The sequence below is a fragment of the Micromonospora sp. PTRAS2 genome (genome assembly GCF_054052245.1).
In genome coordinates this window covers 107,209-133,916 of record NZ_JBSWBU010000010.1, presented here as the reverse complement: position 1 = coordinate 133,916, position 26,708 = coordinate 107,209, and the positions used below count along the sequence as shown (strand labels likewise).

Here is a 26,708-nt window from a genome sequence, read left to right as displayed (position 1 = left end):
GTCGCCGTCGGCAGCTCCCCGGTGCCGGTCACGCCGCACCGACCAGCAGGGCGGTGTTGGCGCCGCCGAACGCGGCGTTGAGGCTCACCGCGTAACCGGTGGCGGCCGGGCGGGGCGCGTCGCGGATGACGTCGAGCGGGCACGCCTCGTCGGGGCCGAGCCAGCCGGCGTTGACCGGCAGCTTCCCGTGCCGTACGGCCAGCACGGTCACCACCAGCTCCAGCAGCCCGGACGCCTCCAACGCGTGCCCGTGCAGCGCCTTGGTCGAGCTGACCGGCACCCGGTGCGCGTGCTCGCCCCAGGCCAGCCGCAGCGCCGCCGCCTCGGCGGCGTCGCTGTAGCCGGTGCCGGTGGCGTTGGCGTTGACGTACCCGATGTCCTCGGGGCGCAGGCCGGCGCGGCGCAGGGCCGCGCCGAGCGCGCGGGCCAGGCCGCGCCCCTGCGGGTCGGGCTGGCAGGGGTGGTAGGCGTCGCCGGCCCGGCCCCAGCCGAGCACCGAGGCCAGCGTCGGCGCGTCCCGCCGGGCCGCCGCGGCGGCGGACTCCAGCACCACGGCGGCCACGCCGTCGCCGAGCAGCAGCCCACGCCGCCCGGCGCTGAACGGGCGGACCGCGCCGTCGGTGGCGAGGGCCCGGCCGGCGTCGAAGAGCGCGTACTGGTCGGGTTCGACCAGGTACCCGGCGGCGACGACGATCCGGTCGACGTCGCCGCGGCCGATCAGCGCGGCGGCGTCGGCGACCGCGGTGGACGCCGACACGCAGGCGCTGGTGTAGACCCGGGACGCGCCGGCCAGCCCGCACCGGTGGGCCAGCTCCCCGGCCAGCGCCGGCACGCCCGTCCCGCCGTGGGCGGCGAGCAGCAGCGGCGCGACGGCCCGGCCGGCGGTGTCGAGCCCGGCGGCGGCGCACGCGGCGTGCACCGCCTCGGTCAGTTCGTCGGCCAGCGGGCCGGCGTCCGCCAGGGTGGCCGCCACGCCGACCCGCCGGGCGCTGGTGTCGAAGCGGCCGACGGGCCGGAACGCGGGGGTGCCGGCGAGCACCCCGGCGAGCTGGGCGTCGGCGCCCCTGCCGAGGGCGCTGAGCGCGTGGACACCGGTGATCCGTACGGGGGCCCGCTCAGCCATCTGCGGGGGCGGTCAGGCAGGTGTGGAACACCGCCAGGGCGTCGTCGACCGTCCGGATGCCGGCGAGCTGGTCGTCGGTGAGGTCGAGCCGGCGGTCGTAGCGCTGTTCGACGAGGTGGACCAGCCAGGCGAGCTCCATCGAGCCCACCCGGTCGGACACCTGGTCGACGGGCTTCGCGGTCATCTCGGCGAGCATGGTCAGCAGGTCAGCTCGCCCCAGGTCGGGCTGACCGGCCATCAGGAGTTGCCGTCGGCCGTCGCGGCGACCCGGTCGGCGACCATCGTGGTGAACTCGCCGACCGTCATCAGCGCCAGCTTCTCCGACTCGTCGTCGGCGAACTTCAGGCCGTAGCGGTCCTCGACGCGGACGGCCAGATCCGCCAGGGCCAGCGACTCCAGGTCGACGCCGGCCGGGCCGAGGGTGGTGTCGTCGTCGATGCCGTCGACGTCGTAGTTCATGTCGTCGAGCTGGGAGATGACGAAGGCACGGACCTCGTCGCGCATGGTTAACCTCTTTCCGTGAGCCAGTCAGCGGTGCCCGGTCGGGACACCGTGTACGTGTTCCTCGGCCGTACCGACGGCGATCGGCCGGCGGCGGCCCGGCGGCTGCTGCGGCGCGCGGGTGGCACGCTGCTCGGCCGGGCGGAGGCGGAGATCCGGGTGCGACGCGACGCGGCCGGGCGGCCACTCGTCGACGCCGGTGACGCGGTGGAGCTGCCGGTGAGCGTCAGCCACACCGGCGGGGTCGTGGTGGTGGCGGCCCGCCGCGGCGGCGGGGTCGGCGTCGACGTCGAGCGCCGCCGGGAGCTGCCCGCGCTGGCGCTGGCCCGCCGCTGGTACGCCCCGCAGGAGGCGGCCTGGCTGCGCGGACGCCCGCCCGGGCAGCGCGTCGAGGCGTTCCTGCTGCTGTGGACGGCGAAGGAGGCGGTCGGCAAGGCGCTCGGGCGCGGCCTGCGCGACGGCGGCCTGCGCCGGCCGATGCCGGTCCCCGGCGGCCCGGGTGAGCTGCTGCGCCCCGTCCCGGGGTCCGGTGGGCTGCGGGTCGGCCACCCCCGGCTGCCCGCAGGCGACGGCCGGGCCGGCGACGGGCCGGTCCCGGCCGGTGACCTGGTGCTGGCCGGTGACCTGGTGCTGGCCCTGGCGGTCGACGGGCCGGCGGACGGCGTCGAGCTGGTGATCGACTGATCGATCAGTCAGGTCGGCGGGCACCGCGACGGGCCGCCGGAGCGGACCGGTCACGGCGCGGCCGCCCGCAGCGCCTCGGTCGACCGGACCAGCTTGCCGGTGGTGGTCCGGGGCAGCCGGTCGAGCAGGTGCAGGACGCGGGGCCGCTTGTAGGCGGCGAGCCGCTCGGCGAGCAGCTTCTCCAGCACCTCCTCCGACAGCGGCCCGTCCGGCTGCACGTACGCGGTGATGTCGCCGTCGTGCACGACCACGGCGGCGGCGACGCCGGGCAGCCCGGCGAGGGTGGCCTCGACCTCGGTGAGGTCGACCTTCAGCCCGCCGACGGAGACCTGCGAGTCGAGCCGGCCGCGCACGGTGACCAGGCCGGTGCCGGGGTCGACGGTGCCGGCGTCGCGGGTGTGCAGCCAGCCGTCGGCCCAGCGGTCCGGGTCGGACAGCCCGACGTACGGCGAGTCCGGGCAGCTCACCCACAGCTCGCCGGTGGTCGACTCGCGGACGGTGATCCCGGGGGCGGGGGCGATCGAGGGCCGGTGCCAGCCGTGCAGGTCGGTGCCGATGACGCCGACCTCGGTCATCCCGTACATGTTGCCCAGCGGCACGCCGAAGCGGTCGACGAACGCATTGACGACGGCCGGCGGGACCAGCTCGCCGCCGGTGGTCATCCGCTTGAACTGCGGCAGCGGGCCGGTCGGCCGGGTGGAGGCGAGCAGTCCGATGTGGAACGGCACGCCGAGCACGGTGGCGGGGGTGTCGTCGGCGGCGATGGCGGCCAGCACCGCGTCGCCGCTGAGCCGGTCCGGCGGCACCAGCGTCACGTGGGCGTGCAGGCCGTAGAGCAGCCCGCCGACGAGACCGAGCACGTGCACCATGGACGGCAGCAGGATGATCCGCTCGCCGGGCAGGGCCACGCCGTCGATGCGCGTGTAGCGGCGCACCTCGGCGACGAGGGACGCGGCGCTGCGACCGATCACCTTGGATGGTCCGGTGGAGCCGGAGCTGAGCTGGATCACCGCGTGCGGGCTGCCGGCGGGCCGGTCCGAGTAGGCGGTGACGCCCTCGGTGACGTCGACGAAGATCTTCAGCGCGGCGCCGCCGCTGCGCACCGGGGCGACGACGACCTGCGGGGTGAGCCGCGCGAGCGCGCCCTGCACCTCGTGGTCGGTGAGCCGGTGGTCGAGCAGGATCGCCTGGGCCCCGGTGCGCCAGGTGGCGAGGAGGTTCACCACGTACGCCAGCGACGGCGGCAGGCGCAGCGCGGCGGCGCCCCCGGGACGCAGTCCGGCGCCGGTGAGCCGGGCCTGCGCCTCGGCGACGAGCCGGCGCAGCGTACCCCGGTCCACCGGGTCGGGCAGCCGCAGACAAACTTCGGCCGACGGACCGGCCAGCAAGAGGTCGTCAACCCAGGTAGGGTGGTCTACTGTAGATTCTGCTGCCGAACGATCCATGGTCACTGTGGTCTACCGCCCAGCATCGAAAATGGGCATAACTGCCCAATGTGGTGCGTCCTCCGGGGTGCTGACGGAACACTACGACAGCCGCCGAGACCATTACTAGATGCAAATGGCTAGATCAAAAAGGTCGTGCGGCCCGATTGCCGGTCAGCCGGTTCGCCGGGCAGGATCGGGGGCCGCGAGGCCGTGGGCGACGTCGCCGCCGCGGGGCGGGAGCCTGCCCGCCGCAGAGCCGGCACACCCGGGCGGCAGCCTGCCCAGATTCGGCCCGACCGCCTGCCCGCGTGGAGCCTGACGGCTCCCCACGTCGGCCTGACGCCGATGGGTGACTGCCGACCGGCAGCCACCCATCGAAGATACACGATCTTATGGCGACGGGGTGCCCCGCCCGCGAAATCAGGCCAGGGCCGGCGTCTGCGCGTGGACGACGAACCGCAGCGACCGGGCGTCGGTGAAGCACTCCCGCATCGGCTTGACCAGGTCCCGGTGCTCCGGGCTGCGCTCCCACGCCTCGAACGCGGCCAGGTTCACCCACTCACTGGTGATCAGCCACTGCTCCGGGTCGGCCGACGAGCGGCACACCTGGTCCACCAGGTGCCCCGGCACCCCCTCGGCGACCAGGTGCCGGATGGCCTCGTAGGCGCGCAGGAAGTCCCCCGTGCGCTGCTGCGGCACCCGGACCAGGAAGACCACCCGCGCCCGCTGTTCGATCATCGTGCCACTCCTTGGGTCGGGCCGGGCTCGGCCGCCCGGCGGGGTGCCGGTGCCGGGCGGGCCGCCGCGCCCCGCAGCACCAGCGCGCTGTTGAAACCGTCGAACCCCCGGGCGGCCACCAGCGCCACCCGGGACGCGGGCCGGCGGGGCTCCCGCAGGAAGTCCAGCTCGCAGCCGTCGGCCGGCCGGGCCGGGCCGGCGGAGGCGGGCAGCGTGTCGTGGGCGAAGGCCAGCAGCGCCGTGGCCACGTCCAGCGCCGACCCGCCCTGGTGCGCCCGGCCGGTCAGCGGCTTGGCCGTGGTCACCGGCACGGGACGGGCCCCGAACACCGCGCGCAGCGCGTCGGCCTCGGCCCGGTCGTGGCCCGGCGTGCCCAGCGCGTCGGGCAGCACCACGTCCACGTCGTCGGGGGTGACGCCGGCCCGGTCCAGGGCCAGCCGCATCGCCCGCGCGTACTGGACGGGGTCCCCGGCCCGGCCGGGGCCGGTGTGCACGGCGTCGTGGGTGGCCCCCCAGCCGGTGACCTCCCCGTAGATGCGGGCCCCCCGGGCCAGGGCGTGCGACAGCTCCTCCACCACGAACACCGCGCCGCCCTCCGCCGGCACGTACCCCGCGGCGTCGGCGTCGAACGGCTGGTACGCCCGGGCGGGGTCGTCGGCGACGCTGAGCAGCCCGGACCGCAGCTGGCAGGCCAGCGCGTACGGGCTCAGCGGGCACTCGGTGGCCCCGGCGATCACCACGGGGGTGCCCCGCCGCACGGTGCGCACCGCGTGCGCGAGGCTGTCCAGCCCGCCGGCGGACTCGCTGACCAGCACCCCGCAGGGCCCCTTGAACTGGTGGTGGATGGAGAGCTGCCCGACGCTGGCGGCGTAGAACCAGGCGATCGACTGGTACGCCCCGACGGTGCGCGACGGCCCGCCCCACAGCCGTTGCAGCTCCCGCTGCCCGAACAGGTTCCCACCCGACGAGCTGGCCAGGGTCACGGCGTACCCGTAGGGCTCGGGGGCGTGCTCGGGCAGCCCGGCGTCGGCCAGCGCCAGCCGGGTGGCCGCGAACCCCAGGTGCGTCCACCGGTCGGTCTGCACCAGCCGGCGGTTGTCCGCCCAGGTCAGCGCCTCGAAGTCGGGCACCTGACCGGCGACGCGGGTGGGGTAGGACGCCGGGTCGAACAGGGTGATCGGGCCGGTGCGCCGGGTCCGCGACACCACCGTGGACCAGTGCGCCTCGGCGCCGATGCCGCTCGGGGCGACCACCCCGATCCCGGTGACCACCGCCCGGGTGGTCACGCCGCCCCGCCCGACGCCGCCCCGCCGTGCGCGGTGCCGCCCTGCGTCGCCCCGCCGTACGCCGTCCCACCCAGCCGGCGGAACACCATCGCCGACTGGAAGCCGCCGAAGCCGCTGCCCACCGACAGCGCCACGTCCACCGGCACCTCCCGGGCCACGTTCGGCACGTAGTCCAGGTCGCACTCCGGGTCGCGGGTGGCCCAGTTGGCCGTCGGCGGCACCACGCCGTACTCGATGGCGAGGGCGCAGGCGGCCATCTCGATGGAACCGATCGCGCCGAGGGAGTGCCCCACCATGGACTTGATGGAGCTGATCGGCACCCGGTGGGCCGCCTCGCCGAGGGCCCGCTTGAACGCCGCCGTCTCGTGCCGGTCGTTCTGCCGGGTGCCGGAGCCGTGCGCGCTGATGTAGGAGACCTGCCGCGGGATGAGCCGCGCCTGCTTCAGGGTCGCCGAGATGGCCAGCCCCATCTCCAGCCCGTCCGGGCGCAGCCCCGTCATGTGGTAACCGTTGCTGCGGCTGGCGTACCCGGCGACCTCGCAGTAGACGTGCGCCCCCCGGCGGCGGGCGTGCCCGTACTCCTCCAGCACCAGCACCGCCGCGCCCTCGGCGAGGACGAAACCGTGCCGGTCGGCGTCGAACGGGCGCGACGCGTGCGCCGGGTCGTCGTTGTCGGGGCTGGTCGCCTTGATGGCGTCGAACGAGGCGACGGTGACCGGGGAGATCGGCGAGTCCGCCGCCCCCGCGAGGACGATGTCGGCCTCGCCGTCGGCAATGAGCTGGTGGGCGTACCCGATGGCGTCGATGCCGGAGGTGCAGCCGGTGGAGACCACCTGCGCCGGGCCGTGCAACCCGTGCCGGCAGGCCACGTCGGCGGCGAGGCTGCTGGGCACGAGCGCCTGGTACAGGTACGGCCCGCCCCGGTCGTGGTCGACCAGCCAGCGGCTGCCGGAGTCGCTGACGGTCACGTACTCCTGCTCCAGGGCCATGGTGCCGCCGACGGCGGTGCCCAGCACCACCCCGGCGCGGTCGCGCTGCGCGTCGGTCAGCTCCAGGCCGCTGTCGGCGACCGCCTCGATCGAGCAGGCGAGGGCGAACTGCACGTACCGGTCGGCGCGGCGCCGCTCGGCCTCGGTGAGCCCGGCGGCGACCGGATCGAAGTCGCACTCGGCGGCGATGCGGGAACGGAACGGCGACGGGTCGAAGAACGTGATCCGCCGCGTCGCCGTGCGCCCCTCCGTGATCGTCTTCCAGAACCGGTCCCGGGTCACGCCGCCCGGGGCGACCACCCCGATGCCGGTCACCACCGTGCGGCGCGCGGTCACGACGCGCCCCGCTGTTCCGCCGGTTCGGTGTCGACGTGACCCAGCTCCGGCCGGGGTGCGAGAGGACCCAGGTGGAACACCACCTCGGCCGGCTCCTCGCCGGTGTTGCGCAGCCGGTGCCGCACGTTGACCGGCACGAGCAGCGCCTCCCCGGCGGCCAGCGGCACCGGCCGGTCGTCCAGGTCCACGGTGATCGCCCCCCGCGCCACGTACAGGAACTCCTCGCTGTACGGGTGGTAGTGCTCGGCGATGCGCTCGCCGGGGGCGAGGGCGGCGACCCCCATGAACCCGGAGGTGCTGCCGACCGTCTTCGGCCCGAGCAGCACCCGCAGCTCGCCGCCGCGCCGCCGGTCGGCCGGCACGTCGCGGGCGGCGACCGTCCGGTACGCCGGGTCGTCCGTCGTACGCTGGGCGGTGGTCTCACTCATCGTCGCCTCCCGTGGTGGCGGAGCCGGCCCGCGCCGCCCGCTCGATCCGTTCCTTGATGACCGCGAGCTGGACGCGGCTGTTGGTGTTGATCCGCTCGGTCATCCCGGCGTTGTCCAGCGGGGCGCTCGGGTGCATCGCGAAGTCCTGCACCCAGGTCATCCGGGTGCCCTCCGGCTCGGTGTCGTAGCGCCAGTGGATGCGCATGTACTCGAACGGGCCGGTCTCCACCCGGTGCGCCCGCACCTCGCGGTTCTCCCAGTCGGTGGTGCGTTCGCTCACCCAGCTCCACACCGCGCCGTTCTCGTCGGGGTGCATGGTGAGGCGGAACCGCACGGTGCGGCCGTCGCGTTCGAGGATCTGCGCGGAGGCGTACTCGGTGAACAGGTTCGGCCAGTTCGCCACGTCGTTGGTCAGCTCCCAGACCAGCCGCAGCGGCGCGTCGACGACGATGCTGTTCTCGGTGTGCCCGGGCGGGTCGGTCGCCCGGGTCACCAGATCGGCGACCTCGGCGATGCTCAGCCGGGCGGCGTCCTCGGGCAGGCGCACCTGGTACCGGTCGGCGACCACCGCGGACAGTTCGAGCAGGGCGAGGGAGTCCATGCCGAGGTCCTCCAGGGACGCTTCGGGCTCCCGGGCCGCGGCCTCGGCGTCCATGCCGCAGTTCGCCACCAGGATCTCGGTGATCTCGGCGGTGAGCGGGCGGCCGTGGGTGACGGTCATCAGTTTCTCCTCTGGTCGGGGCCGGACGGACCGGCGGCGGCGACGCGAACGGGACTCCCCCCGTCGTCCAGTGCGGCGCATCCGGCGCAGCGCGGCCGCACCCGCCCGCCGACGGTGGGGGTCACGGCCGCCGCCCGCCGTGGTCCCAGCGGTAGAAGCAGCGCGCCATGGCGTCCCGGGGCGAGCGCCAGGTCGGCAGGTACGGCGAGACGTACGGCTGCAGCCGCGCGCTGACCCGGGCGAACTCGGGGTGCTCCCGGATCCCCTCCACCGCCGTCTCCCCCGGCCGCTCGGTCTCCAGCAGGTGGACGTAGAGGTCGCCCAGCCGGTACAGCGACCGGTGCCGGACCCCGGCCAGGCGCGGCAACTCCGTCGCGTCGGACTCGGCGAAGATCTCGGCGACCCGCTCCTCGGCGTCGGGTGCCACCTTGGCGACGATCAGCGAACGATCCATGGACTGCCTCCCTCGGGCGCGCGGCGGCGCGGCGTGAACTCGCCGTCACGCGGGACGACTGCCGCCACGGTGCGCGCACCGCCGTCACCGAGGCGTCAATGCCGGCCCACCCACCGACACGACCAGCAGTGACGCTGCGTTGATGAATCCTGTGGACAATCCATGCTCCGCCTGAGAAGACGACCCCGATGGCGACAAATATTCGCAGTTGGCGGGCACTTCGCCGTCCACGATGGCAGCAGCCACGCCTGACCCCATGTTGACTCACCGTAATCACTGTTGTTAATCTTCAAGCGGGCCAGCCCGGCGGTCGCGACGCCCGAGCCGCGCCGCGTGGCGCCACCGGAGACAGTGGCGCCCCCGGGCGAGCGCGCCGGGACGCACGAGGAGTCCGGACGAGGTCCGGTGCAGGGGGTGCCGCCGTGACCGCTGATCCGCCCACGTCGACCGCGGGCGACGGCCCCGCCCCGGACGTCTCGCTGCACCTGCTCGGCGGCTTCCGTCTGCTGCACGACGAGACCCCCGTCGTCGTGCCGCGCGGCCTGCAGCGGGTTCTCGCGCTCATCGGGCTGCGCCCCGGCGCCACCCGCAGCCACCTCGCCGGCCTGCTCTGGCCCGAGGCGCCGGAGGAACGGGCACTGTCCTCGCTGCGCACCGCGCTGTGGCGGCTGCGCCAGGATCCGTGCTGCCCCCTGGTCACCACCGGCGACACCACCCGCCTCGACCCCCGCGTACGGCTCGACGTCGACGACCTGACCAGCACCGCCGCCCGCGTCCGCGACGGCGACGACCCGGGCAGCACCGGCACCGCCCTCACCGCCGGCCGGCACGACCTGCTCCCCGGCTGGTACGACGACTGGGTGCTGCTGGAACGGGAACGCCTGCGCCAACTGCGGCTGCACATGCTCGAACAGGTGGCCCGCAACCACCTCGCGGCGGGACGGCACGGCGAGGCCCTGGAGGCCGCGCTGGAGGCCATGGCGGCGGAACCACTACGCGAGACCCCGCACCGGCTGGTGGTGCGCGTCCACCTCGCCGAGGGCAACGTCTTCGAGGCCGTGCACGCCTTCTACGCCTACCGCGACCTGCTCCTGCGGGAACTGCGCCTGGAGCCGTCCCCGGCGATGACCGCCCTGCTGCACGACACGCTCGCGCCCATCCGGCAGGCCAGCCGCCCGACGCCCCCCGAGCCGCGCAGGCCGGGCGCGTCACCGCAAACACACCCACGGTGACGGCAACGTGACAGATCGGTCGGCATGGTGGTCGCAGAAGCGGTGCCACGGTCGCCCGACCTTGATCCAGGAGCACCGCCGGCGGGAGGGACCCATGAGTCGTCTACTGATCGTCAGCAGGATCATCCCCGGCGCGGAGGGACGCGTGGCGCAGATCTTCGCCGAGTCCGACGCGACGGAGTTGCCGGGCCTCACCGGGGTCCGGCACCGCTCCCTGTACTGCCTGCACGACCTGTGCGTACACCTGATGGAGACCGCCGACGTCGACGCCGACGCCCTCGCCGCGGCCCGCAACCACCCGCTCTACCTCCAGGTCAACGAGCGGCTCTCCGCGCACACCTCGCCGTACCTGCCGACCTGGCGCTCGCCTCGCGACGCGATCGCCGGCTGCTTCTACAGCTGGGACGCCACCTCGTCGGTCGGTGCCACCGGCACGGCCGGCTGAGGGGGAGGGCCGCGACCATGGTGGCCAACCCACCGCACGTGGTGATCATCGGGGCCGGCACCGGGGGCCTCTGCCTGGCCCACGGGCTGCGCCGGGCCGGGATCGGCGTCTCCGTCCACGAACGGCACACCACCCGCGCCGACGGGCTGCTCGGTTACCGGGTCGGCATCGGACCCACCGGCAGCAGGGCGCTGCGGGAGTGCCTCCCGCCGGAACTGTTCGACATCTTCGCCGTCACCTGCGCCCGCGGCCCCCGCTACTTCAACGTCGTCACCGAGCGACTGCGGCAGACCGCCTCGTTCCCGCTGCGCCCGGACACCGACGACGTCGGCACCGAACGCTCGGTCGCCCGGATGACCCTGCGCCAGGTCCTGCTCACGGGCCTGGAGGACACCGTCGAGTTCGGCAAGACGTTCACCCACTACGACCAGCGCGACGACGGCACGGTCACCGCGCACTTCGCCGACGGCACCACGGCGACCGGCGACCTGCTGGTCGCCGCCGACGGCACGCACTCCGCCGTCCGCCGCCAGTACCTGCCGCACGCGGTGATCCGCGACGCCGGCACCATCAACATCGCCACCCGGATCCCGCTGACCGAACACACCCGCTCGCTGCTGCCCGAACGCGTCGCGCAGGGCATCTCGCTGGTCTTCGGCGCGGGCGGGACGATGGGCGTGCTGCACGTGATGGAGTTCAAGTGGGACCGCAACGGCGACGTCAAGCCCGGCGTCGCCGCCGCCGACGCCGACCTGTTGCGCCGCTGGCCCGGCCTGCGCCACGACACCACCCGCGACAACATCAACTTCATCATCTGGAGCACGGCCCGCCGGTTCCCCGCCGACGTCATGAGCCGACGCGGGGAGGACCTCGTCCGGATCGCCCAGGAACTCACCCGCAACTGGCACCCCCACCTGCGGGAACTGCTGGCCCGCAGCGACCCCGGCAGCGCCCTGCCCATCAGGGTGTCCACCTCCGAGCCCGTACCGGCCTGGAAGAGCAGCACCGTCACCCTGCTCGGCGACGCCATCCACACCATGACCCCGGGGCGCGGGGTCGGCGCGAACACCGCCCTGCGCGACGCCGCCCTGCTCTGCCGGCAGGTCAGGTTGGCCGCCGCCGGGGAGAAGACCCTGGTGCAGGCCGTCGCCGACTACGAGGCCGCCATGCTGCCGTACGGGTTCGCCCGCGTGCACGACTCGCTGCACCGCAGCGGCACCAGCGGCGACGACCGGATCTACCGTCCGGTGATCGGGCGGCTCGCGCTGCTCGGGGCGCGCGGCTACTTCGGCATCACCAGTCGGGTGCCCCGGCTGCGGCGCAAGTTCGTCGACGACTTCTACACCTATCGCGGCGAGGAGGACTGAGGACGTCGTCTCACTCTCGGTAGCCCCGGTGCCACCCCGGGTTCGAAGTGCCCCACCAGCACCGGAAGCCGCCGGACCTCCCTGTCGCCGACACGGCGCGTGTGCGAAGCTGCGACGGATTTTTCTCGCGACTTTTCACCGATGCTTCTCAAAGAGGGAGGTTCGACGTGCCGTCGAGTTTCGGGCAATGGCTGATCGTGATCCTGGCACTGCTGGTGGGTACGGCGGCCGGATGGGCGCTGCGTGGCCGGCAGGAGACGCCCTCCGGCGCGACGCCCATCGTGGAGGGTGACCCGGTCGCCGGTGTGGCGGTGGTGTCCAGCCCCGCCCCCGAGGCCACCGTCGACGAGCAGCGGCCGGAGGCGACCGTCGCGCCGGCGTCGGCCCCGGTCGCCGTCCTCGACCAGCCGACCCCGGACACCGCCTCCCCCACCCCGACCGGCGGGGTCCTCGGCGACGCCGACCCGGCCGCCTTCACCGCCACCGCCCCTGTCGCCTCCGCCGACGCCCACACCACCGCCGACGCCCCGGAGCCGGCGACGGTGACGGAGCCCGAGCCGGTCGCCACGACCCCGGCCGAGCCGACGGACACGACCCCTACCGAGCCCGTCGCCGTGACGCCTACCGAGCCGGAGCCCGCCACGGAGCCCGAGCCCGTCGCCGAGCCGCTGGACGTGACGCCCGCCGAGCCGGTGGCGGAGACCGCGGACGCCGAGCCGGCGGCCGGGGCTGTCGAGCCGGTGGAGACCGCGCCGGTCCCACCGGTGGCGGAGGCCGAGGCCGAGGCCGTCCCGCCGGTGGCCGAGAGCGCGCCGGCCGAGCCCGTCCTGCCGGCCGAGCCCATGGCCGAGCCCGTGTCGGAGCCCGCAGCCGTGGCCGAGCCCGTGTCGGAGCCCGGAGCCGGAACCGCGACGCCCGTCGTCCCCGCGCCGCGTACCCCGGTCGACGACGCCCTGCCGCCGACCGCCGACGGCTCCGAGGCGCAGGACGCCCCGGTCGAGTCCGAGCCCGCGCCGGTCGCCGCCGGGGCGGCGGCGGACACCGGGTCGGCCGACGACTTCCGTCGTATCCAGGGCATCGGCCCGAAGATGGCCGCTGCGCTCCAGGACGCCGGCATCCGCACCTACCGGCAACTCGCCGACCTCGACGAGGCGGCCCTGCGGGAGACGATCCGCGCCGCCGGCCTGCGGGCCGCGCCCAGCCTGGCCACGTGGCCCCAGCAGGCCAAGGTCCTCGCCGGCGCGCCGGCCGAGGCCGACCGGGTGCTCCCGGCGGGTGGCGCCGACGCCTGACGGGGCCGCCCCGAAGGCGTAGCACCAGTCGGGGCTGGCCAGCGGGTTGCGGGCCACGCTTCCGGGTGACACCGGGATCCCCGCGTGCCGCCGACATCGCTGCCCCGTCCGTGCAGGTGCGGACGGGGCAGCGGCCGTTTAGCCGCTCGTGGCGGTTGGGTACATCGGGCTCACCTCGAAAACACCACTACCCGGGAGGAAGCCATGCGGCGCGGCCCGTCGATTCTGGGAATCATCCTTGTCATCTGGCTGGTCATCGGCGCCATCGCCGCTGGGCAGCGGGGCTACTACAACGGCGACGACACGAACTGCGCCGAGGCGGGCACCATCCTGGTGACCATCGTCGCCGGGCCGTTGAACTACATCGGCGCCAACCCGAAGGTCGACTGCGAGCTTCCCGAGCCGTCCAAGTAGGACGAGCGGCACGGCACGAGCGGCCCGCCCCCTTGCGGGGGGCGGGCCGCTTTCGCTTCGCGTCTGCTGCGAGCTTCGTGGACAGTTGCCGTCACGAGCGAACCCGAACCGTCCACGATCTGCAGCGGTGCGCGCCGACCGCGTCGAGCGGGGCGAGCCGAGAGCGTGGGTCAGCGGAAGCAGTGGGCGATCGTGACCTTGCTGCCCACGCAGTTGGTGGGCCGGTTCTCGATGACGACGCTGGCGTCGTCGACCCTGACCTGGGCCCGGTCGGCGAAGATCCCACCCGGGGGCAGGGTCGCGCTGTTGTCGACCACCTTGCTCTTGAACAGCGAGAGCTGCCCGGCGACGGTGTAGATGCCGCCGCCGGTGGACTTCGCGCCGACCGCGGCGTTGCCGCTCACCTCGCTGGTGCGTACCAGGGTGTTGGAGCGGTCGGCGAAGATGCCGCCGCCGTTGCCCCGGGCGTGGTTGCCGCTGACGACGCTGTCGTCCATCGGCAGCAGGCCCTGGACGCTGGAGATGCCCCCGCCGTTGCCGCTGGCGGTGTTGCCCTGCACGACCAGGCCACGCAGGACCAGCACCGCGTCGGAGTTGGCGATGCCGCCGCCGATCTTGGCGGTGTTGTCCACGACCCGGGTGTCCTCAACCTTCGTCCGGGCCGAGAAGCTGGCCAGGCCGCCGCCCTGCCCGGCGATGTTGTGCGCGAGGATGGTGGTGGCGATGTCGGCCGCGCCCCGGTAGTTGGCGAGCCCACCGCCGTAGCCGTTGGCGCTGTTGTCGCGGAACTCGGTCTTCGTCATGGTCAGCACGCCGCCGTTGAGCATGCCGCCGCCCTTGCCCTCGGCGCCGGCGGCCGAGTTGCCGACGAACCGGCTCTCGCGGACCACCATGTTGCCGTCGTTGAAGACCCCGCCGCCGCCCTCCTTCGGCGAGACGGACGTGCTGCCGACGACCGTGGTGCGTTCGAGGACGGCCGTGGCCCCGTGCACGACGTGGACGCTGCCCCCCTCCGAGGTGGACCGGCCGTTGCGCAGGGTGACGTCGCGCAGCGTCAGCTCGCCGCCGTCGCGCACCGTGAAGAAGCGGAAGGTCTCGGCGTTCTCGCCCCGGGCGATGGTCGCCCCGGAACCCTCGACGGTGATCGCCTGGTAGATCACCGGCAGGCCGGTGTTGTCGTCGCCCGGCTGGCGCGGCGGCAGTTCGGCGTCCCCGGGGGTCTCGGCGGCGTCGGCGGCCTCCCGGGCGTCGCGGATGCCGCCGTCGTACTCGTCGGGCTGCTGGAAGGCGTGGCTGAGCGTGTAGGTGCACTTCGGCGCGAGCCGCACCGTCGCCCCGCCCTCCGCGTTCGCCTGCACGAGCGCGGCGACGAGCCGGGCCGAGTCGCAGGGCACGGTGAGCAGCGGCGGCCGGCGCGTGCCCGGCCCGTCCGGCTTGCCCTCCGGCTTGCCGTCCGGGGCGTCCGCCCCCTCCGTCCTGCCCTCGGGCCGGCGGGGACCGCCCGGGGCGCCCTCGTTCGTCCACTGCCCCCCGTCGGGGCCGTCGTCGCGCACGGCCGCCGCCTGCTGCCCCTGGTCGGTGACGCCGGGAGCGCGGTCGGCGGCCAGGGCGGCGACGCCGGTGACACCGGCCGCGCCGACCACCAGGCTGCCGGCCACCACGCCGCCGGCTAAGAACCACCGTGACCGTCGCCTGCTGGGCGTCGCTCGCCGGTTGCCCTGGTACGTGAACATCACGGTCCTGCCTCTCCTGCACGAAATGACGCGGCGGCACCGGAACGGGGCGCCGGGTGGCGTACCTCGCGGGGGCCACCGAAGGTCACGATACGGAGAGGAAACGGGCAAGTCAGGCGTACGTGAATAAACGTATGATTCACGTCGAGAGGGTGATTCAGTCGGCCCCGGGGAGGTCCCCCGCCGCTCAGCCGCCGACGTGGATGCCGGGGCGGCGCGACGGGTCCCGCTCCGACTTGCGGATGATCTCCCGCACCACCGGCGGGGTGTCGCCGCGCCCGAGGATCAGATAGCGCAGCAGGTGGGCGATGGGGTTGCCCTCGGACCACTCGAAGTGCGCGTGCGGGCGGACCCCGGTGGCGTCGCGCAGCGCGAGCAGGATCGCGGCGATCGCGTTCGGCACGGCCGGGCTGGCCGCCCGCAGCACCCGATAGCCGCCGACCTCCACCCCGTGCACCCGCAGCACCCGGCTGAACTCCGACGGGTCGACCACGTCGACCTCCAGGAAGAGCACGTCGGCGGCACCCGGGACCGGGTTCATGCCGCGCTGCGCGCGCTCCTTGACCGTGTACTCCTTCACCGCCCCGCTGTCGCGCTTGTTGGCGATCAGGTGCAGCCGCCCGTCGTGGGCGACGGACTCGGCGACGAACCGGCGGGCGGCGTCGTCGAACTCGATGCGGTCGGCGCGCAGTTCCGTGGTGCGGGTGACCCGGGAGATCAGCGAGACGCCGATGATGCCCGCGATGAACAGGCCGGAGATGGCGATGCCGTCCGGCTTGGCGACCACGTTTTCCGTGAGGGCGTAGAGCAGGACGACGGTCAGCACGGCGAAGCCGACCGCCGCGAACCGGTGGCGGGCGCGGGCCGTCGCTATCGTCACCGCCACCGCGGCGGAGACCATCATCGCCAGGATCCCGGTCGCGTACGCGCCGGCCTGGGCGTTGACGTCCGCGCGGAAGGCCACGGTGATCACGATGCTGATCAGCGTGTAGACGATCACCACGGGGCGTACCGCCCGGCCCCACTCGGGCGCCATCCCGTACGAGGGCAGGTAGCGGGGCACGATGTTGATCAGCCCGGCCATCGCCGAGGCGCCGGCGAACCAGAGGATCAGCACGCTGCTGACGTCGTAGGCCGTGCCGAACGCCTCGCCGAGCCGCTCGTGCGCCAGCCAGGCCAGCGCCCGGCCGTTGGCCGCCCCGCCCGGCCGGAACTCCCGCGCGGGGATCAGCACGGTGGTGACGAGGGTCGTGGCCACCAGGTACACCGACATGATCAGCGCGGCGGCGGTGAGCAGCCGGCGCGTGTTGCGGATCCGGGCGGCGAGCCGACGCTCGGCGTCCGGGCCGTCACCGCGCACCAGCGGCATCATGCTCACCCCGGTCTCGAAACCGGACAGGCCCAGGACCAGCAGCGGGAACGCCAGCACCGCCGGGCCGACCAGGCCGACGACCCCGCCGCCGCCGGCCGTCAGCGCGGCGGTCCAGTCACCCAGGGTCGCCGGGTCCGCGACGATCGCCGCCACGCCCGCCGCGACGATCACCGCGTTCAGCCCCAGGAAGACCACCACCAGGGGCACCGCCACCGTCACCGCCTCGCGGAACCCGAGCAGGAACACCCCGCCGAGGACCAGCAGCAGCACCACGGTCACCGCCACCGCGGCGAGGGTGCCGCGCGGGAACGACGCCGGCAGGTACGGGTTCTCCAGCAGGTGGACGGTGGCGTCGGCGGCGGACAGCGTGATCGTGATGATCCACGAGGTGGCCACGAAGCCGAGCAGGACGAGGACGAAGACCTTGCCCCGCCAGAACGGCAACAGCCGCTCCAGCATCGCCACCGAGCCCTGCCCGTGCGGGCTCTCCCGGGCCACCCGCCGGTACATCGGCAGCATCCCGAACAGGGTCAGCGCCACGATCAGCAACGTCGCCACCGGGGAGAGCGCCCCGGCCGCCAGCGCGGCGATGCCGGGCAGGTACGACAGGGTGGAGAAGTAGTCCACCCCGGTCAGGCACATCACCTGCCACCAGGGGTGCGCCCGGCCCTGGGCCTCCCCGGTCTCCGGACCGACCGGCGGCACCCGGTGCTGGAACAGCCAGCGGCCGAACCGGCCGGCGGGCTGCCGGGGGCGGGTCGCCCGGTCGACGCAGGCCGGGACCACCACCGGGTCGCCCGGGGCCGCCGCACGCCGGTGGCCCCGGGTCCGCCTCGGCTGCCCGCCGTCCCGCCGCTGCGCCATGCGCGCCCCCTCCACGCCCTGCACCGACCGTAGGCGCAACCCGACGCCCGCTCCGGCCGAACGGCGAGGAAGGTCAGGCTGGCCCGTGGCCGGTCAGCTCAGCGCGGCGGACCAGGCGGCCACGTGGGCGTCGAGGTAGTCGGCGGTGGCCCGCCAGTAGGGTCCGTCGTCCACCCAGATCCGCGCCCACGGCTGCCGGCCCTCCCGGGCACCGGCCTCGAGCAGGTCACACATGGCGCGGGCCCGTCGACCGAGCATCCGGGGCAGCTCGGCCCGCTCCGGGCCGTCGAGGCCGTAGCCGTCGACGAGGGCCCGCAGCCGCGCCGCCGACTCGGGCACCGGCCGGTCCGCCCGCATCCCGGCCATGCTCTGCGCCGCGTACGCCAGCTCCCACGGCCGCGACCCGGGCCCGGCACAGTCCCAGTCGATCAGGACCCAGCCCCGGGGCGAGCGGATCAGGTTCCACGGCGCGGCATCGTGGTGGCAGACGAGATCCTCGCGGTCCGGCGGGATCACCCGCTGCCACCCCGCCGGCTGCGGCGGCACGAAGCCGGCCACCGCGCGGTGCAGGTCGGCCAGGAGCGCCCCGATCCCGGCCAGCTCCCCCGGGGTGTACGTGCCGGTGACGTCGCCGGCCGCGCCGGGCACGTACTCCAGCACCTGGCGGCCCCGGTCGTCGCGACCCAGCGGGCGGGGCGCGCCGGGAAACCCCGCGTCGTGCAGGTGGGCCAGCAGGGCGTCGACGGTGTCGGTCCACGGGCCGGCCGGCCGGCGGACGGTGTCACCCACCCGCACCACCCCGGCGGTGGCGTTGCCGGGCAGCGGCTCCTCGTGGTGGCTCACCCCGCCATCCTGCCGGCCGGCCCGCCGGTGCACCACCTCGTTACGGGACAGGGGGTGTCCCCGCGCTTCCCCCCCGGTAGCGCGGGGACCCCCCGTACCCGGCTACTGCAGGAACGCCCCGAGGGGCGAGAGCAGCAGCCGACCGAGCGCGGCGGCGTTGTCGTCCAGCCGTACGCGCTCACACTCGCGGGCCTCCGGATCGTGCCGGCAGCGCCAGATCTTCTGGGCGTTGCGCCAGGCCACGTTGCGGGTGTACTCGACCAGTTCGCCCTGGTACCAGTCGTCGATGTCGCCGTTGAGCATGTCGATCATGAGCTGCCAGTTGTCCAGGTAGCCGCGTCGCAGCTCCGGGATCCGCTCGGCGAAGATCTGATTGATCTCCAGGTAGTCGCGGTGCTGGTCGGTGCCGTCGACCGGCTCGGACTCCAGGCTGTCGAACGTGGTCACCAGCGCGAACGGCAGATCGAAGTTGATGTGGGCGTTCACGCCGGCGGCGGCCGACGGCAGCGGCCGGGCGTCCGGGCCGCGCATCCGCCGGAACAGGCAGGCCCAGGCCCGGGGGGTGGCCGGGCTGGACTCCGTCCAGTAGCGCAGCGCGTCGAAGTAGCGGGCGGCGAACTCCACGTCGAGCCGGGCCAGGAAGACCGGGTCGGCGAAGCGGTCGTCGTACAGGCCGTTCAGCACGCTGGTGGTGATGGTCAGGTACAGCTCGTTGAAGTCCGCCAGGGGGCAGCTGCGCTCCAGCGGGGGCAGCCGCACCAGCAGGTCCTGGAGCTTGGTGAGGTGGTCGACCACCGCCGGCACGTCCGCCGGGTGGTCGGCGAGCAGTCCCACGATGTCCTGGTGCACCGGGCCCCAGACCGGTTCGCCCATCCCCATTCGTCCTCCCCCCTGCGCGCCGCGCCATTCCCGTGCCGCGGCGTCGGGGCACAGCCTCTCAGCCGTGGTCCGTGCGGCGGATCAGTAGAACGACGTATAAGCGGGCGACGGGCGTACGTCGTGGAGGATCTAATCCGGACGGTTACGCAGGAAGATCGCGCTGGCCTGCACGCGGGTGCGCACCTGGAGCTTGTCGAAGATGTGCGACACGTGCACGCCGATGGTGCGTTCGCTGATGAACAGCCGCTGGCCGATCTCCTTGTTGGTCAGGCCCTCGGCCACGGCGGCGAGCACCTCCCGTTCCCGGGCCGTCAGCATCGTCAGCTCGTCGCCGGACGGCTCGTCGCCGGCCACGGACCGCCCCTCGGCCGTCGCGCCCCGGTCCTCCAGCGTCACCCGGGCCCGGGTCGCCAGGGTGCGGATCTCGGTGCTCAGCGGTTCCGCGCCGAGCCCCTGCGCCACCTGGTACGCCTCGCGCAGCAGCTTGCCGGCGGTGGCCGTGCGGCTGCGGCGGGCCAGCAGCGCCTCGGCCTGCCGCAGCCGCGAGTACGCCGCCGGGTAGGGGTGGTGGCGGCGGTCCCACTCGGTCACCGACCGGGCCCACAGCTGCGGGTCGCTGCCGTCGAGGCGGCTGACCTCGGCCTCGCACAGCGCCAGGAACCCGTCGACGACGTCGCGCACCGGCCGGGCGGCGTGCTCGCTCTTGCGGGCCACCCGCTCGGCCACCTCGCGTAGCCGGCGCACCGCCGTGGTGTCGACGCTGGCGCGGGCGGCGTGCGCCTCGGCCTCGGCGCGCAGCCCGTGCCAGACCAGGGCGGCAAGGATGCCGACGTCGTCGGAGCGGACCTCGGTGAGGCCGCGCTGCACCGCCTGCCGGGCCAGGTCGTGCCGGCCCTGCCACATGGCCAGCCCGGCGCGCAGGGTCAGCAGCGGGATGACGTGCCGGGCGCCGCCGCCGGCCAGCACGGTGGCCACGGCCTCCAGGTCGCGGTCGGCGGCGACGATGTCGCCGTACCCGACCCAGAGCCGACAGCGGGCCAGCAGCAGCTCGACGGCGTCCGCGCCGGACGGGCGGTGCCGCAGCGCCGCCGCGACCACCTTCTCCGCCTCCGCCCACTGCCCCACCCGGAACAGCCCGTTCGTGGCGATGGCCAGCAGCCGGGTCTCGTACGTGCGGCCCAGCCCCAGCTCGGCGACCCGCTCGGCGCCCCGGCGGGCCACCACCACCCCCTCCTCAAGGATGTTCAGCGGCCCGGTCAGCAGCTCCGCCAGGTGCAGGTACGCGCAGGCCACGTCCTCGGGCCGGCCGGCCCGCTCGGCGGTGTCGAGGGCCTCCCGCATGACGGCCAGCCCGGCGTCCGGGTCCTCCAGGTAGGCCTCGCTGAAGCCCAGCGCCATGCTGGCCAGCACCACCTCGGAGACGGACCCCTCCACCTGCGCGGCCAGCTCCAGGGCCTCCCGGGCCCGGTCGCCGGCGTCGGCGTAGCGGCCCAGGTGCAGCAGCAGCTCGGCCAGGTGCGCGGCGGCGGTGGCCCGTTCCCGCGAGGTGCAGTCGGCGGCGGCCAGGGCCCGCCGGTACTCCGCCTCGGCGGGCGCGGACCGGCCGGCGGCAGCCAGGTAGCGGGCCCGCCGGATGTGCAACGCGCAGGCCGGGGGCGCGTCCTCGGCGTCGGCCAGCTCCTCCAGCAGGGACAGCGCGCGGGCGTGCTCGCCGCAGTGGTGCGCCGCCTCGGCGGCGTGGCGCAGCAGCTCCGCCCGGTCGGCGGTGAGCCCGCCGCCGGCCGGGGCGACCCCGGCGGCCGGCGGGCCGGCCAGTTGCAGGGCGACCGACCAGTGGCGGTGCGCCTCGGCGTAGCCGTGCAGCCGCTCGGCCTCCTGCGCTGCGGCGACCGCCGCCGGCAGCGCCCGCGCCGGCTCCCCCGCCAGCCGCCAGTGGTGCGCGAGCCGCGCCTGGTGCAACTCCGCCGGGGCCGTCGTCAGCGCCTCCGCGTAGCGGCGGTGCAGCGCCGAGCGCTCCGCGGGCAGCAGCTCGTGGGCGAGCACCTCCGCCACCAACCGGTGCCGCAGCCGGTAGCCGTCGTCGTCGCCCACCAGCAACCGGTGCGCCACCGCCGCCCGCACCGCCTCGATCAGCTCCCCCTCCGGCAGCCGGGTCACCTCCGCCAACAGCCAGTGCGCCACCGGCTCCACCCCGGCCGCCACCGCGTGCACCACCGCGTGCGCGGCCTGCGGCAACGCGTCCACCCGGGCCAGGAACACCTCCCGCAGCGTCTCCGACAGCCCGTCGCGCCCCTCTCGCAGGTCCCGCGCCAGCTCCTCCACCACGAACGGGTTCCCGCCACTGCGCTGCCACAGCGACTCCGCCGCCTCCGCGCCCAGCGGCCCGCCCAGCACCGCCGCGGCCAACTGCTCGGTGCCCGCCCGGTCCAGCGGGGCGAGGTCGACCACCCGCACCGACCGCAGCCGACGCAGCTCGGTCAGCACCCGCCGCAGCGGGTGCGCGCCCTGCAACGACTCCGCCCGCACCGCCGCCAGCACCGACAACTGCAGGTCACCGAGCCCGGCCAGCAGATAGAGCAGCAACTGCCGGGTGCTGCGGTCGACCCACTGCAGATCGTCGAGCACCAGCACCAACGGGCGCCCCTGAGCCACCAGGTGCAGCCCCCGGGAGACCCGCTCCAGCAGGGCGCCCGCCCCGTCCGGGCCAGCGGTCTCGGCGGCGAACATCTGCAACAGCCCGCGCACCGCCGACGACGTCCGTGCGTGCGAGGCCGTCAGCTCGGCGTCGAAGCGCCGTAACGCCTGCAGCAACGGATGCAGGGGGGACGAGTCGCCGATGTCGAGGCACGTGCCGGTGAGCACGAGCGCGCCCCCGGCGCGGAACCGGTCGCCCGCCTCGCGCAGCAGCCGGGTCTTGCCCACCCCGCTCTCGCCCGTGACGAACACCGCCGCCGTCTGCCCCGGACCCACGCCGTCGAGCAGCGCGGACCGCAGCGTCGCGAGGTGGTCGGCACGGCCGACGAGTGGTGCGAGGTCCACATCGCTGGCCATGGTTCGCAGCCTAGTCACAGGTCCCCGGACCGTTCTACGGGTCTTCGCCCCCACTGGTACGCCTCGCGTCGACATTGCGACTAAAGGTTGCGGTAGGCCGACATACGTCGTTCTGCCGATCCCCCGTCGGACCGGTGGTGGGAGTCTCCTGAGGTCGTCAGGCACCAAGCGGGGGGAAAGGCGGTGCGATGCCCATGTCCACGATCGTCACGGGAACCCAGTCGTCGACGCCGGCCGACTGGCCGGTGCCCGAGGAACGACGAACGGTCAGCGTGCTCTTCGCCGACATCGTCGGCTCGACCGCGCTGATCGACCGGCTCGACCCGGAGGAGGTCCGGGCCCTGCAGAGCGCCTACTTCGACACCGTCGTCGGGGTGCTGGCCCGCTGGGGCGGCGTGGTCGAGAAGTACGTCGGCGACGCCGTGATGGCCCTGTTCGGGGCCCGCGAGTCCGACGGCCACGACGCGTACCGGGCGGTGCGGGCCGGGTTGGAGATCCAGCGCGCCCTGGACGGGCGGGCCCTGCCCGGCGTGGCGGCCCTGCGCACGCGGGTCGGTGTCGCCACCGGCGAGGCGCTGGTGGACGTCGCGGCCATCCGCGACGGCGCGCACGGCATGGCCAGCGGCGCGGTGATCACCGCCGCCGCCCGCCTCCAGGAACACGCCCCGCCCGGCGGCGTCGTGGTCTGCGCGGCCACCCGCCGCGCCACCGCCGGGGTGATCGTCCACCGGGCACTGGGCCCGCTGGCCGTCGCCGGCAAGTCGCTGCCCATGGACGTGGCGCTCGCCGTCGGGGCCGCCCGTCCCGAGCCGGTCCGCCACCACGGCGGGCTGGTCGGCCGCCGCCGGCAGCTCGCCGCCGCCCGGGACCGGGTGGTCCGGGCCGCCCGCGAGCGCGACCCGCGCTGGGTGTCGCTGGTCGGCGCGGCCGGCAGCGGCCGGAGCCGGGTGCTGCACGAGCTGCGCCGCGCGGTCGCCACCGTCGACGGCGCTCCGGTGCGCTGGTACGCCGCCGCCTGCCCGCCGCGCGCCGAGGGGCCGTTGGAGCCCGTCGCCGACCTGCTGCGCGCGTTCGCGGGCCTGCGCGCCGACGAGACGCCGGCGACCGTACGCCGACGGCTGCTGGCGGCGCTCGACGGCGTGGTCCCTGCGGGGCGGGCGCTGTCCACGGTGGTCGCCTTGGAAGGGCTGCTCGACGGGGCGTCGCCGGTCGGCGCGGCGGTGTGGCAGCAGGTGCTGCTGCGCCTGGCCGACCGGCAGCCCGTCGTGCTGGCGTTCGACGACGCCGACCGGGCCGCCCCGGCGACGGACCGGTTCCTGCGCGCCCTGTTCGCGGCGGCCGTCGCCCGGCGGGTGCCGCTGGCGGTGGTGACGACGCGGCGTCCGCAGTGGAGCGGCGACCGCCCCGGCCCCGAGGGCAGGCAGGACGAGGTGCCGCTGCCCCCGCTGGCGGCGGTGGAGACCGGGCGGCTGCTGCGCCGCCTGCTGGTCCGGGCCGGGCGGCCGGCGACCCTGGCGACCCGGCTGCTGCCGCTGGTCGCCGGGTTGCCGGGGCGCGCCGAGGCGTACGTGCGGCACCTGGCCGACGACCTGGACCCGGCGCAGCCGCCGCAGCCGGTGCTCGCGGCCGCCGCGGCCGGCCTGGACGCCTGCGACGGCCAGGAGCGGGCCGCGCTGATGGTCGCCGCCGCGCTGGGCCCGGGGGTCGCCGCCGCGACGGTCGACCGGGCCCTCGGCTGGCCGGCGGGCCACGCCGAGCGGACCATGTCCCGGCTCACCGCGCGCGGGCTGCTGCGTCCCACGACGCGCGGCGGGTACGACGTCGCCGACCCGGCGCTGCGTCGGGTGGCGCGCGACCGGCTGCCCCGGGCGGTCCTGGCGGCCGTCGTCCGTCGCGCCGGCGCGACGGCACCGACGCGGCCGACGCGGCCGACGACGCATCCGGCCCCGGCGCGGCTGCGGCCGACGGCACCGGCCCGGCCGGCGCGCCCGGGCGACCGGTCACCCGACGGCAGCCTGCGGCCCCCCGGGGGTCGGGGGCAGGGCTGGGGCAGCACCCGGCCGGGCCAGGCCCGGGATCAGCGCAGCGTCTCCAGCCGGGACACCAGGTCCGCCGGTGCCGGCATGGCGGCGATCTCGCCGCTGACCTCGCGGGCGGCCCCGGCCAGCGCCGGGTCGGTGAGCAGCCGGGTGAGCAGTTCGGCGGTGACCCGCCGGGCCGGGACGGCGAGGCCGGCCCCCCGGGCGGCGATGAGCCCGGCGTTGTGCCGACGGTCCCCCGGCCCCGCGGTCGCCAACTGCGGGATGCCGGCGACGAACGCACCGTACGCGCTGCCCGAGCCGCCGTGGTGCACCAGCGCCGCGCTCGCCGGCAGGGCGGCCGCCAGCGGGATCCAGCCCACCGCCCGGACGTTGGCCGGCAGTCGCCGGGCCCGCCGGAAACCGGGCCGGACCAGGACGAACTCGGCGTCCACCCGGCCGGCGGCGGCCAGCACGGCGCGCATGAGGCCGGCGCCGACCGGGCCGGCGATCGTGCTGCGGGTGACCAGCACGCGGGGCCGGGGGCCGGGCTCGGCGAGCCAGCGCGGCAGCTCCCCGCCGCCGGCCCAGGCGACGTGGCGCAGCGGCCAGCCGTCCTGGGTGGCCACGCTGGGCGGGGCGATGGCCAGGGCGGCGACGGGGGGCGGCAGCCCGGCGAGGCCGTGCCGGCGCAGTGCCCCGGCCAGCCGGGCGGTGGTCACCCGGACCAGCTCCCGGCCGTCGAACAGGGAGTTCTCGTGGCGTACGGCGGGGACGTCGAGCCGGGCGGCGGCGAGCGCGCCGGCCACCGCGAAGGGCTCGTAGAGCACCAGATCGGGCGGCCAGCTTTCCGCGAGCGCCACGAGGCCGTCGGCCAGCTCGTCGTTGACCTGCCCGAAGAGCAGCGCGGCGCCCCGGGTGCCGGCCGTGCCGGCGACCTCGGCGCGGCCGACCAGCGGATGGCGCAGCAGCACCGACCGGGCGATCCGGCCGAAGTCGAAGCCCGGCGCGACGTCGCGCACCGGCAGGCCGCTGCGGGCGGCGGCCATCCCCTCGGCGCCCGTGGCGACGAGCACCTCGTGACCGGCGTCGCGCAGCGCGAGGGCCAGCGGCAGCAGCGGGAAGACGTGCCCGATCAACGGCGCGGAGACCACCAGGACGCGCATCCGCCGATGGTAGGCGGCCGCCGGGCGGCGGTGGGGCCGCGAGTCCGGGCGGCGGGCCGCTGCCGACGCGCCAGCGTCCCAAAATGTGGACGGTGGCGCGACGCGCCCGACGCGAACGGCCGCCGATCCCGGGCCGTCGCCCACGGGAGCCGCACAATGACGCTGAGTTGCCTTCTCCCGAGAGGACCGCCGATGACCAGCAGCGGAGTCCGCCACGACACCTCACCGTCCGCAGTCACCTCCCCCGGTGTGCCACCCGCCACCCGCCGGGAGGACCTCGTCACCGTCCTGTTCGGCGCGGTGCTCACCGCCGGGGCGATGTCCGACGGCTGGGCGCACACCAACATCATCGAGACCATCGAGGGCTTCTTCACCCCGTGGCACGGGCTGCTCTACGCGGGCTTCGTCGCCACGGCGGCGTGGACGTTCTGGCTGGCGTACCGGCGGCGCGGCGGCGCGCCCCGGTGGTGGCGGGACGGCTGGCCCGCCGGCTACCGGGTGGGTGCGATCGCGGCGGTGACCTTCCTGCTCGCCGGGCTGGCCGACCTGGCCTGGCACGAGACGCTGGGAGTGGAGGTCGGCCTCGACGCCGCGTTCAGCCCGAGCCACCTGCTGCTCGACGCCTCTGCGGTGCTGCTGGTGACCAGTCCCCTGCGTTCGTGGTGGGCCGGCGGCGAGGGCGGCGCGCGATCGGTCACGGGCGTCGCGTCGCTCGTGCTCGGCGCGATGGCACCGTCGATCCTGCTCACCTACGCGTCGGCGTTCCTCACCCTCGCGCCGACCCGGACGATCGGCCTGGGCGCCCAGCAGCAGGCGGTGCTCGGCGTCGACGCGTACCTGCTCACGACGCTGCTGCTGGTCGGACCGTTCCTGCTGGTCCACCGGCGGCACGCGACCGTCGGGACGGGCGCCGCCCTGGTCGCCGGGGTGGCGCTGTACGACCTGGTGATGCACGAGTTCCCGACGACGCAGACGTGGGCCGCGCTGGGGGCACTGGGCGGGGCGGCCCTCGCCGACGCGCTGCTCTGGCGGCTCGACGCGGTACGCGGCCCGGCCGCGCCGCTGCGGCTGCCGCTGGCCGGGGCGCTGCTCGGCGGGCTGCTGGTCGCCGGGCACCTGACCGGCCTCGCCCTGGCCGCCGGGGTCCGCTGGACGCCGGAGGTGACCGGCGGCGTCGTCGTCCTCGCCGCACTGCTGGGTGCCCTGCTCGGCGGCCTGGCCGCCCGCCCCGGTGGGCCCGCGCCGATCCCGGCGGCGCCGACGCCGGCGGTCCCGGCCCAGGCGGTCCCGCTCGGCAGGCGGTGACCCGGCCGCCGCTGGCCGCGCCCGTCCCGCCCGGCCGGGC

The 26,708-nt window shown here is 75.4% G+C and carries 23 protein-coding genes and 1 pseudogene; 8 read left to right on the top strand and 16 right to left on the bottom strand.

Annotation, left to right across the window (positions count from 1 at the left end):
- Positions 1-28: 28 nt before the first annotated feature.
- Genes ACVMYR_RS26035 through ACVMYR_RS26025 form a run of 3 tightly spaced genes read right to left on the bottom strand, consistent with a single transcriptional unit; the run spans position 29 to position 1,627 of the window.
- On the bottom strand, positions 29-1,123 hold the full coding sequence (locus ACVMYR_RS26035) for a beta-ketoacyl-[acyl-carrier-protein] synthase family protein (RefSeq protein ID WP_457123001.1): 1,095 nt from the start codon (positions 1,121-1,123) through the stop codon (positions 29-31).
- Complete coding sequence (locus ACVMYR_RS26030) at positions 1,116-1,361, bottom strand: hypothetical protein (protein ID WP_043968888.1); 246 nt, start codon at positions 1,359-1,361, stop codon at positions 1,116-1,118. The genes ACVMYR_RS26035 and ACVMYR_RS26030 overlap by 8 nt, the downstream gene beginning before the upstream one ends.
- On the bottom strand, positions 1,361-1,627 hold the full coding sequence (locus ACVMYR_RS26025) for an acyl carrier protein (protein WP_043968887.1): 267 nt from the start codon (positions 1,625-1,627) through the stop codon (positions 1,361-1,363). The genes ACVMYR_RS26030 and ACVMYR_RS26025 overlap by 1 nt, the downstream gene beginning before the upstream one ends.
- A 15-nt stretch (positions 1,628-1,642) precedes the next feature.
- Here ACVMYR_RS26025 and ACVMYR_RS26020 point away from each other — a divergent pair, with 15 nt between their 5' ends.
- Positions 1,643-2,308 carry a 4'-phosphopantetheinyl transferase family protein gene (locus ACVMYR_RS26020; RefSeq protein WP_431894617.1) on the top strand — a complete coding sequence of 222 codons (666 nt, stop codon included), beginning with the start codon at positions 1,643-1,645 and terminating at the stop codon, positions 2,306-2,308.
- A 50-nt stretch (positions 2,309-2,358) separates the two neighbouring features.
- Here ACVMYR_RS26020 and ACVMYR_RS26015 read toward each other — a convergent pair whose 3' ends face one another.
- From ACVMYR_RS26015 to ACVMYR_RS25985, 7 genes are all read right to left on the bottom strand, one after another.
- Complete coding sequence (locus tag ACVMYR_RS26015) at positions 2,359-3,753, bottom strand: class I adenylate-forming enzyme family protein (RefSeq protein WP_457123036.1); 1,395 nt, start codon at positions 3,751-3,753, stop codon at positions 2,359-2,361.
- A 402-nt stretch (positions 3,754-4,155) separates the two neighbouring features.
- Entirely contained in the window at positions 4,156-4,473 is a 318-nt protein-coding gene (locus tag ACVMYR_RS26010; protein WP_077940055.1) for an antibiotic biosynthesis monooxygenase family protein, read from the bottom strand.
- Entirely contained in the window at positions 4,470-5,759 is a 1,290-nt protein-coding gene (locus tag ACVMYR_RS26005; protein WP_457123000.1) for a beta-ketoacyl synthase N-terminal-like domain-containing protein, read from the bottom strand. The genes ACVMYR_RS26010 and ACVMYR_RS26005 overlap by 4 nt, the downstream gene beginning before the upstream one ends.
- The gene (locus tag ACVMYR_RS26000) at positions 5,756-7,084 is read right to left on the bottom strand and encodes a beta-ketoacyl-[acyl-carrier-protein] synthase family protein (protein WP_457122999.1); all 1,329 of its coding nucleotides are present in this window, start codon (positions 7,082-7,084) and stop codon (positions 5,756-5,758) included. Before ACVMYR_RS26000 ends, ACVMYR_RS26005 begins: the two co-directional genes overlap by 4 nt.
- Positions 7,081-7,512 carry a cupin domain-containing protein gene (locus ACVMYR_RS25995; RefSeq protein ID WP_077940052.1) on the bottom strand — a complete coding sequence of 144 codons (432 nt, stop codon included), beginning with the start codon at positions 7,510-7,512 and terminating at the stop codon, positions 7,081-7,083. The genes ACVMYR_RS26000 and ACVMYR_RS25995 overlap by 4 nt, the downstream gene beginning before the upstream one ends.
- Positions 7,505-8,233: an SRPBCC family protein gene (locus ACVMYR_RS25990; RefSeq protein WP_457122998.1), complete on the bottom strand. Its 729-nt coding sequence runs from the start codon at positions 8,231-8,233 to the stop codon at positions 7,505-7,507. Before ACVMYR_RS25990 ends, ACVMYR_RS25995 begins: the two co-directional genes overlap by 8 nt.
- A gap of 121 nt (positions 8,234-8,354) precedes the next feature.
- Positions 8,355-8,687, bottom strand: a complete 333-nt coding sequence (locus tag ACVMYR_RS25985) for a TcmI family type II polyketide cyclase (protein ID WP_353901828.1) — start codon at positions 8,685-8,687, stop codon at positions 8,355-8,357.
- Between the two features lie 422 nt (positions 8,688-9,109).
- On the opposite strand from ACVMYR_RS25985, the gene ACVMYR_RS25980 reads away from it, so the two are divergent.
- The 5 genes from ACVMYR_RS25980 (at position 9,110) to ACVMYR_RS25960 (ending at position 13,437) form a co-directional block, all read left to right on the top strand.
- Positions 9,110-9,919, top strand: a complete 810-nt coding sequence (locus ACVMYR_RS25980) for an AfsR/SARP family transcriptional regulator (RefSeq protein ID WP_091280556.1) — start codon at positions 9,110-9,112, stop codon at positions 9,917-9,919.
- Between the two features lie 94 nt (positions 9,920-10,013).
- Positions 10,014-10,364, top strand: a complete 351-nt coding sequence (locus tag ACVMYR_RS25975; RefSeq protein WP_043968878.1) for a TcmI family type II polyketide cyclase — start codon at positions 10,014-10,016, stop codon at positions 10,362-10,364.
- Between the two features lie 17 nt (positions 10,365-10,381).
- Positions 10,382-11,731, top strand: a complete 1,350-nt coding sequence (locus ACVMYR_RS25970) for an FAD-dependent oxidoreductase (RefSeq protein WP_077940047.1) — start codon at positions 10,382-10,384, stop codon at positions 11,729-11,731.
- Between the two features lie 542 nt (positions 11,732-12,273).
- Positions 12,274-13,023, top strand: coding sequence for a helix-hairpin-helix domain-containing protein (locus tag ACVMYR_RS25965; RefSeq protein ID WP_431894723.1), 750 nt, complete (start codon positions 12,274-12,276; stop codon positions 13,021-13,023).
- A 204-nt stretch (positions 13,024-13,227) separates the two neighbouring features.
- Positions 13,228-13,437 (top strand): hypothetical protein, encoded by a 210-nt coding sequence (locus ACVMYR_RS25960; protein WP_043968875.1) that lies wholly within the window; start codon positions 13,228-13,230, stop codon positions 13,435-13,437.
- Between the two features lie 170 nt (positions 13,438-13,607).
- On the opposite strand, the gene ACVMYR_RS25955 is transcribed toward ACVMYR_RS25960, so the two are convergent.
- The 5 genes from ACVMYR_RS25955 to ACVMYR_RS25935 all read right to left on the bottom strand — a co-directional run bounded on the left by ACVMYR_RS25955 (position 13,608) and on the right by ACVMYR_RS25935 (position 22,179).
- Positions 13,608-15,170, bottom strand: a complete 1,563-nt coding sequence (locus ACVMYR_RS25955; protein WP_077940044.1) for a right-handed parallel beta-helix repeat-containing protein — start codon at positions 15,168-15,170, stop codon at positions 13,608-13,610.
- A 187-nt stretch (positions 15,171-15,357) separates the two neighbouring features.
- Positions 15,358-17,406, bottom strand: a complete 2,049-nt coding sequence (locus ACVMYR_RS25950; protein WP_457122997.1) for an amino acid transporter — start codon at positions 17,404-17,406, stop codon at positions 15,358-15,360.
- A gap of 93 nt (positions 17,407-17,499) precedes the next feature.
- Complete coding sequence (locus tag ACVMYR_RS25945; protein ID WP_198956764.1) at positions 17,500-18,249, bottom strand: phosphotransferase enzyme family protein; 750 nt, start codon at positions 18,247-18,249, stop codon at positions 17,500-17,502.
- A gap of 102 nt (positions 18,250-18,351) precedes the next feature.
- Entirely contained in the window at positions 18,352-19,122 is a 771-nt protein-coding gene (locus tag ACVMYR_RS25940) for a DUF5995 family protein (protein ID WP_043968872.1), read from the bottom strand.
- A gap of 135 nt (positions 19,123-19,257) precedes the next feature.
- The gene (locus tag ACVMYR_RS25935) at positions 19,258-22,179 is read right to left on the bottom strand and encodes a helix-turn-helix transcriptional regulator (protein ID WP_457122996.1); all 2,922 of its coding nucleotides are present in this window, start codon (positions 22,177-22,179) and stop codon (positions 19,258-19,260) included.
- Positions 22,180-22,367: 188 nt separating this feature from the next.
- Between ACVMYR_RS25935 and ACVMYR_RS25930 the strand changes: the two are divergent.
- A pseudogene (locus ACVMYR_RS25930) lies at positions 22,368-23,486 on the top strand (adenylate/guanylate cyclase domain-containing protein); the annotation flags it as partial.
- 770 nt (positions 23,487-24,256) lie between these two features.
- On the opposite strand, the gene ACVMYR_RS25925 reads toward ACVMYR_RS25930, so the two are convergent.
- Positions 24,257-25,246, bottom strand: coding sequence for a glycosyltransferase (locus ACVMYR_RS25925; protein ID WP_457123035.1), 990 nt, complete (start codon positions 25,244-25,246; stop codon positions 24,257-24,259).
- Positions 25,247-25,555: 309 nt separating this feature from the next.
- Between ACVMYR_RS25925 and ACVMYR_RS25920 the strand changes: the two genes are divergently transcribed.
- Entirely contained in the window at positions 25,556-26,668 is a 1,113-nt protein-coding gene (locus ACVMYR_RS25920) for a hypothetical protein (RefSeq protein WP_457122995.1), read from the top strand.
- Positions 26,669-26,708: the final 40 nt, after the last annotated feature.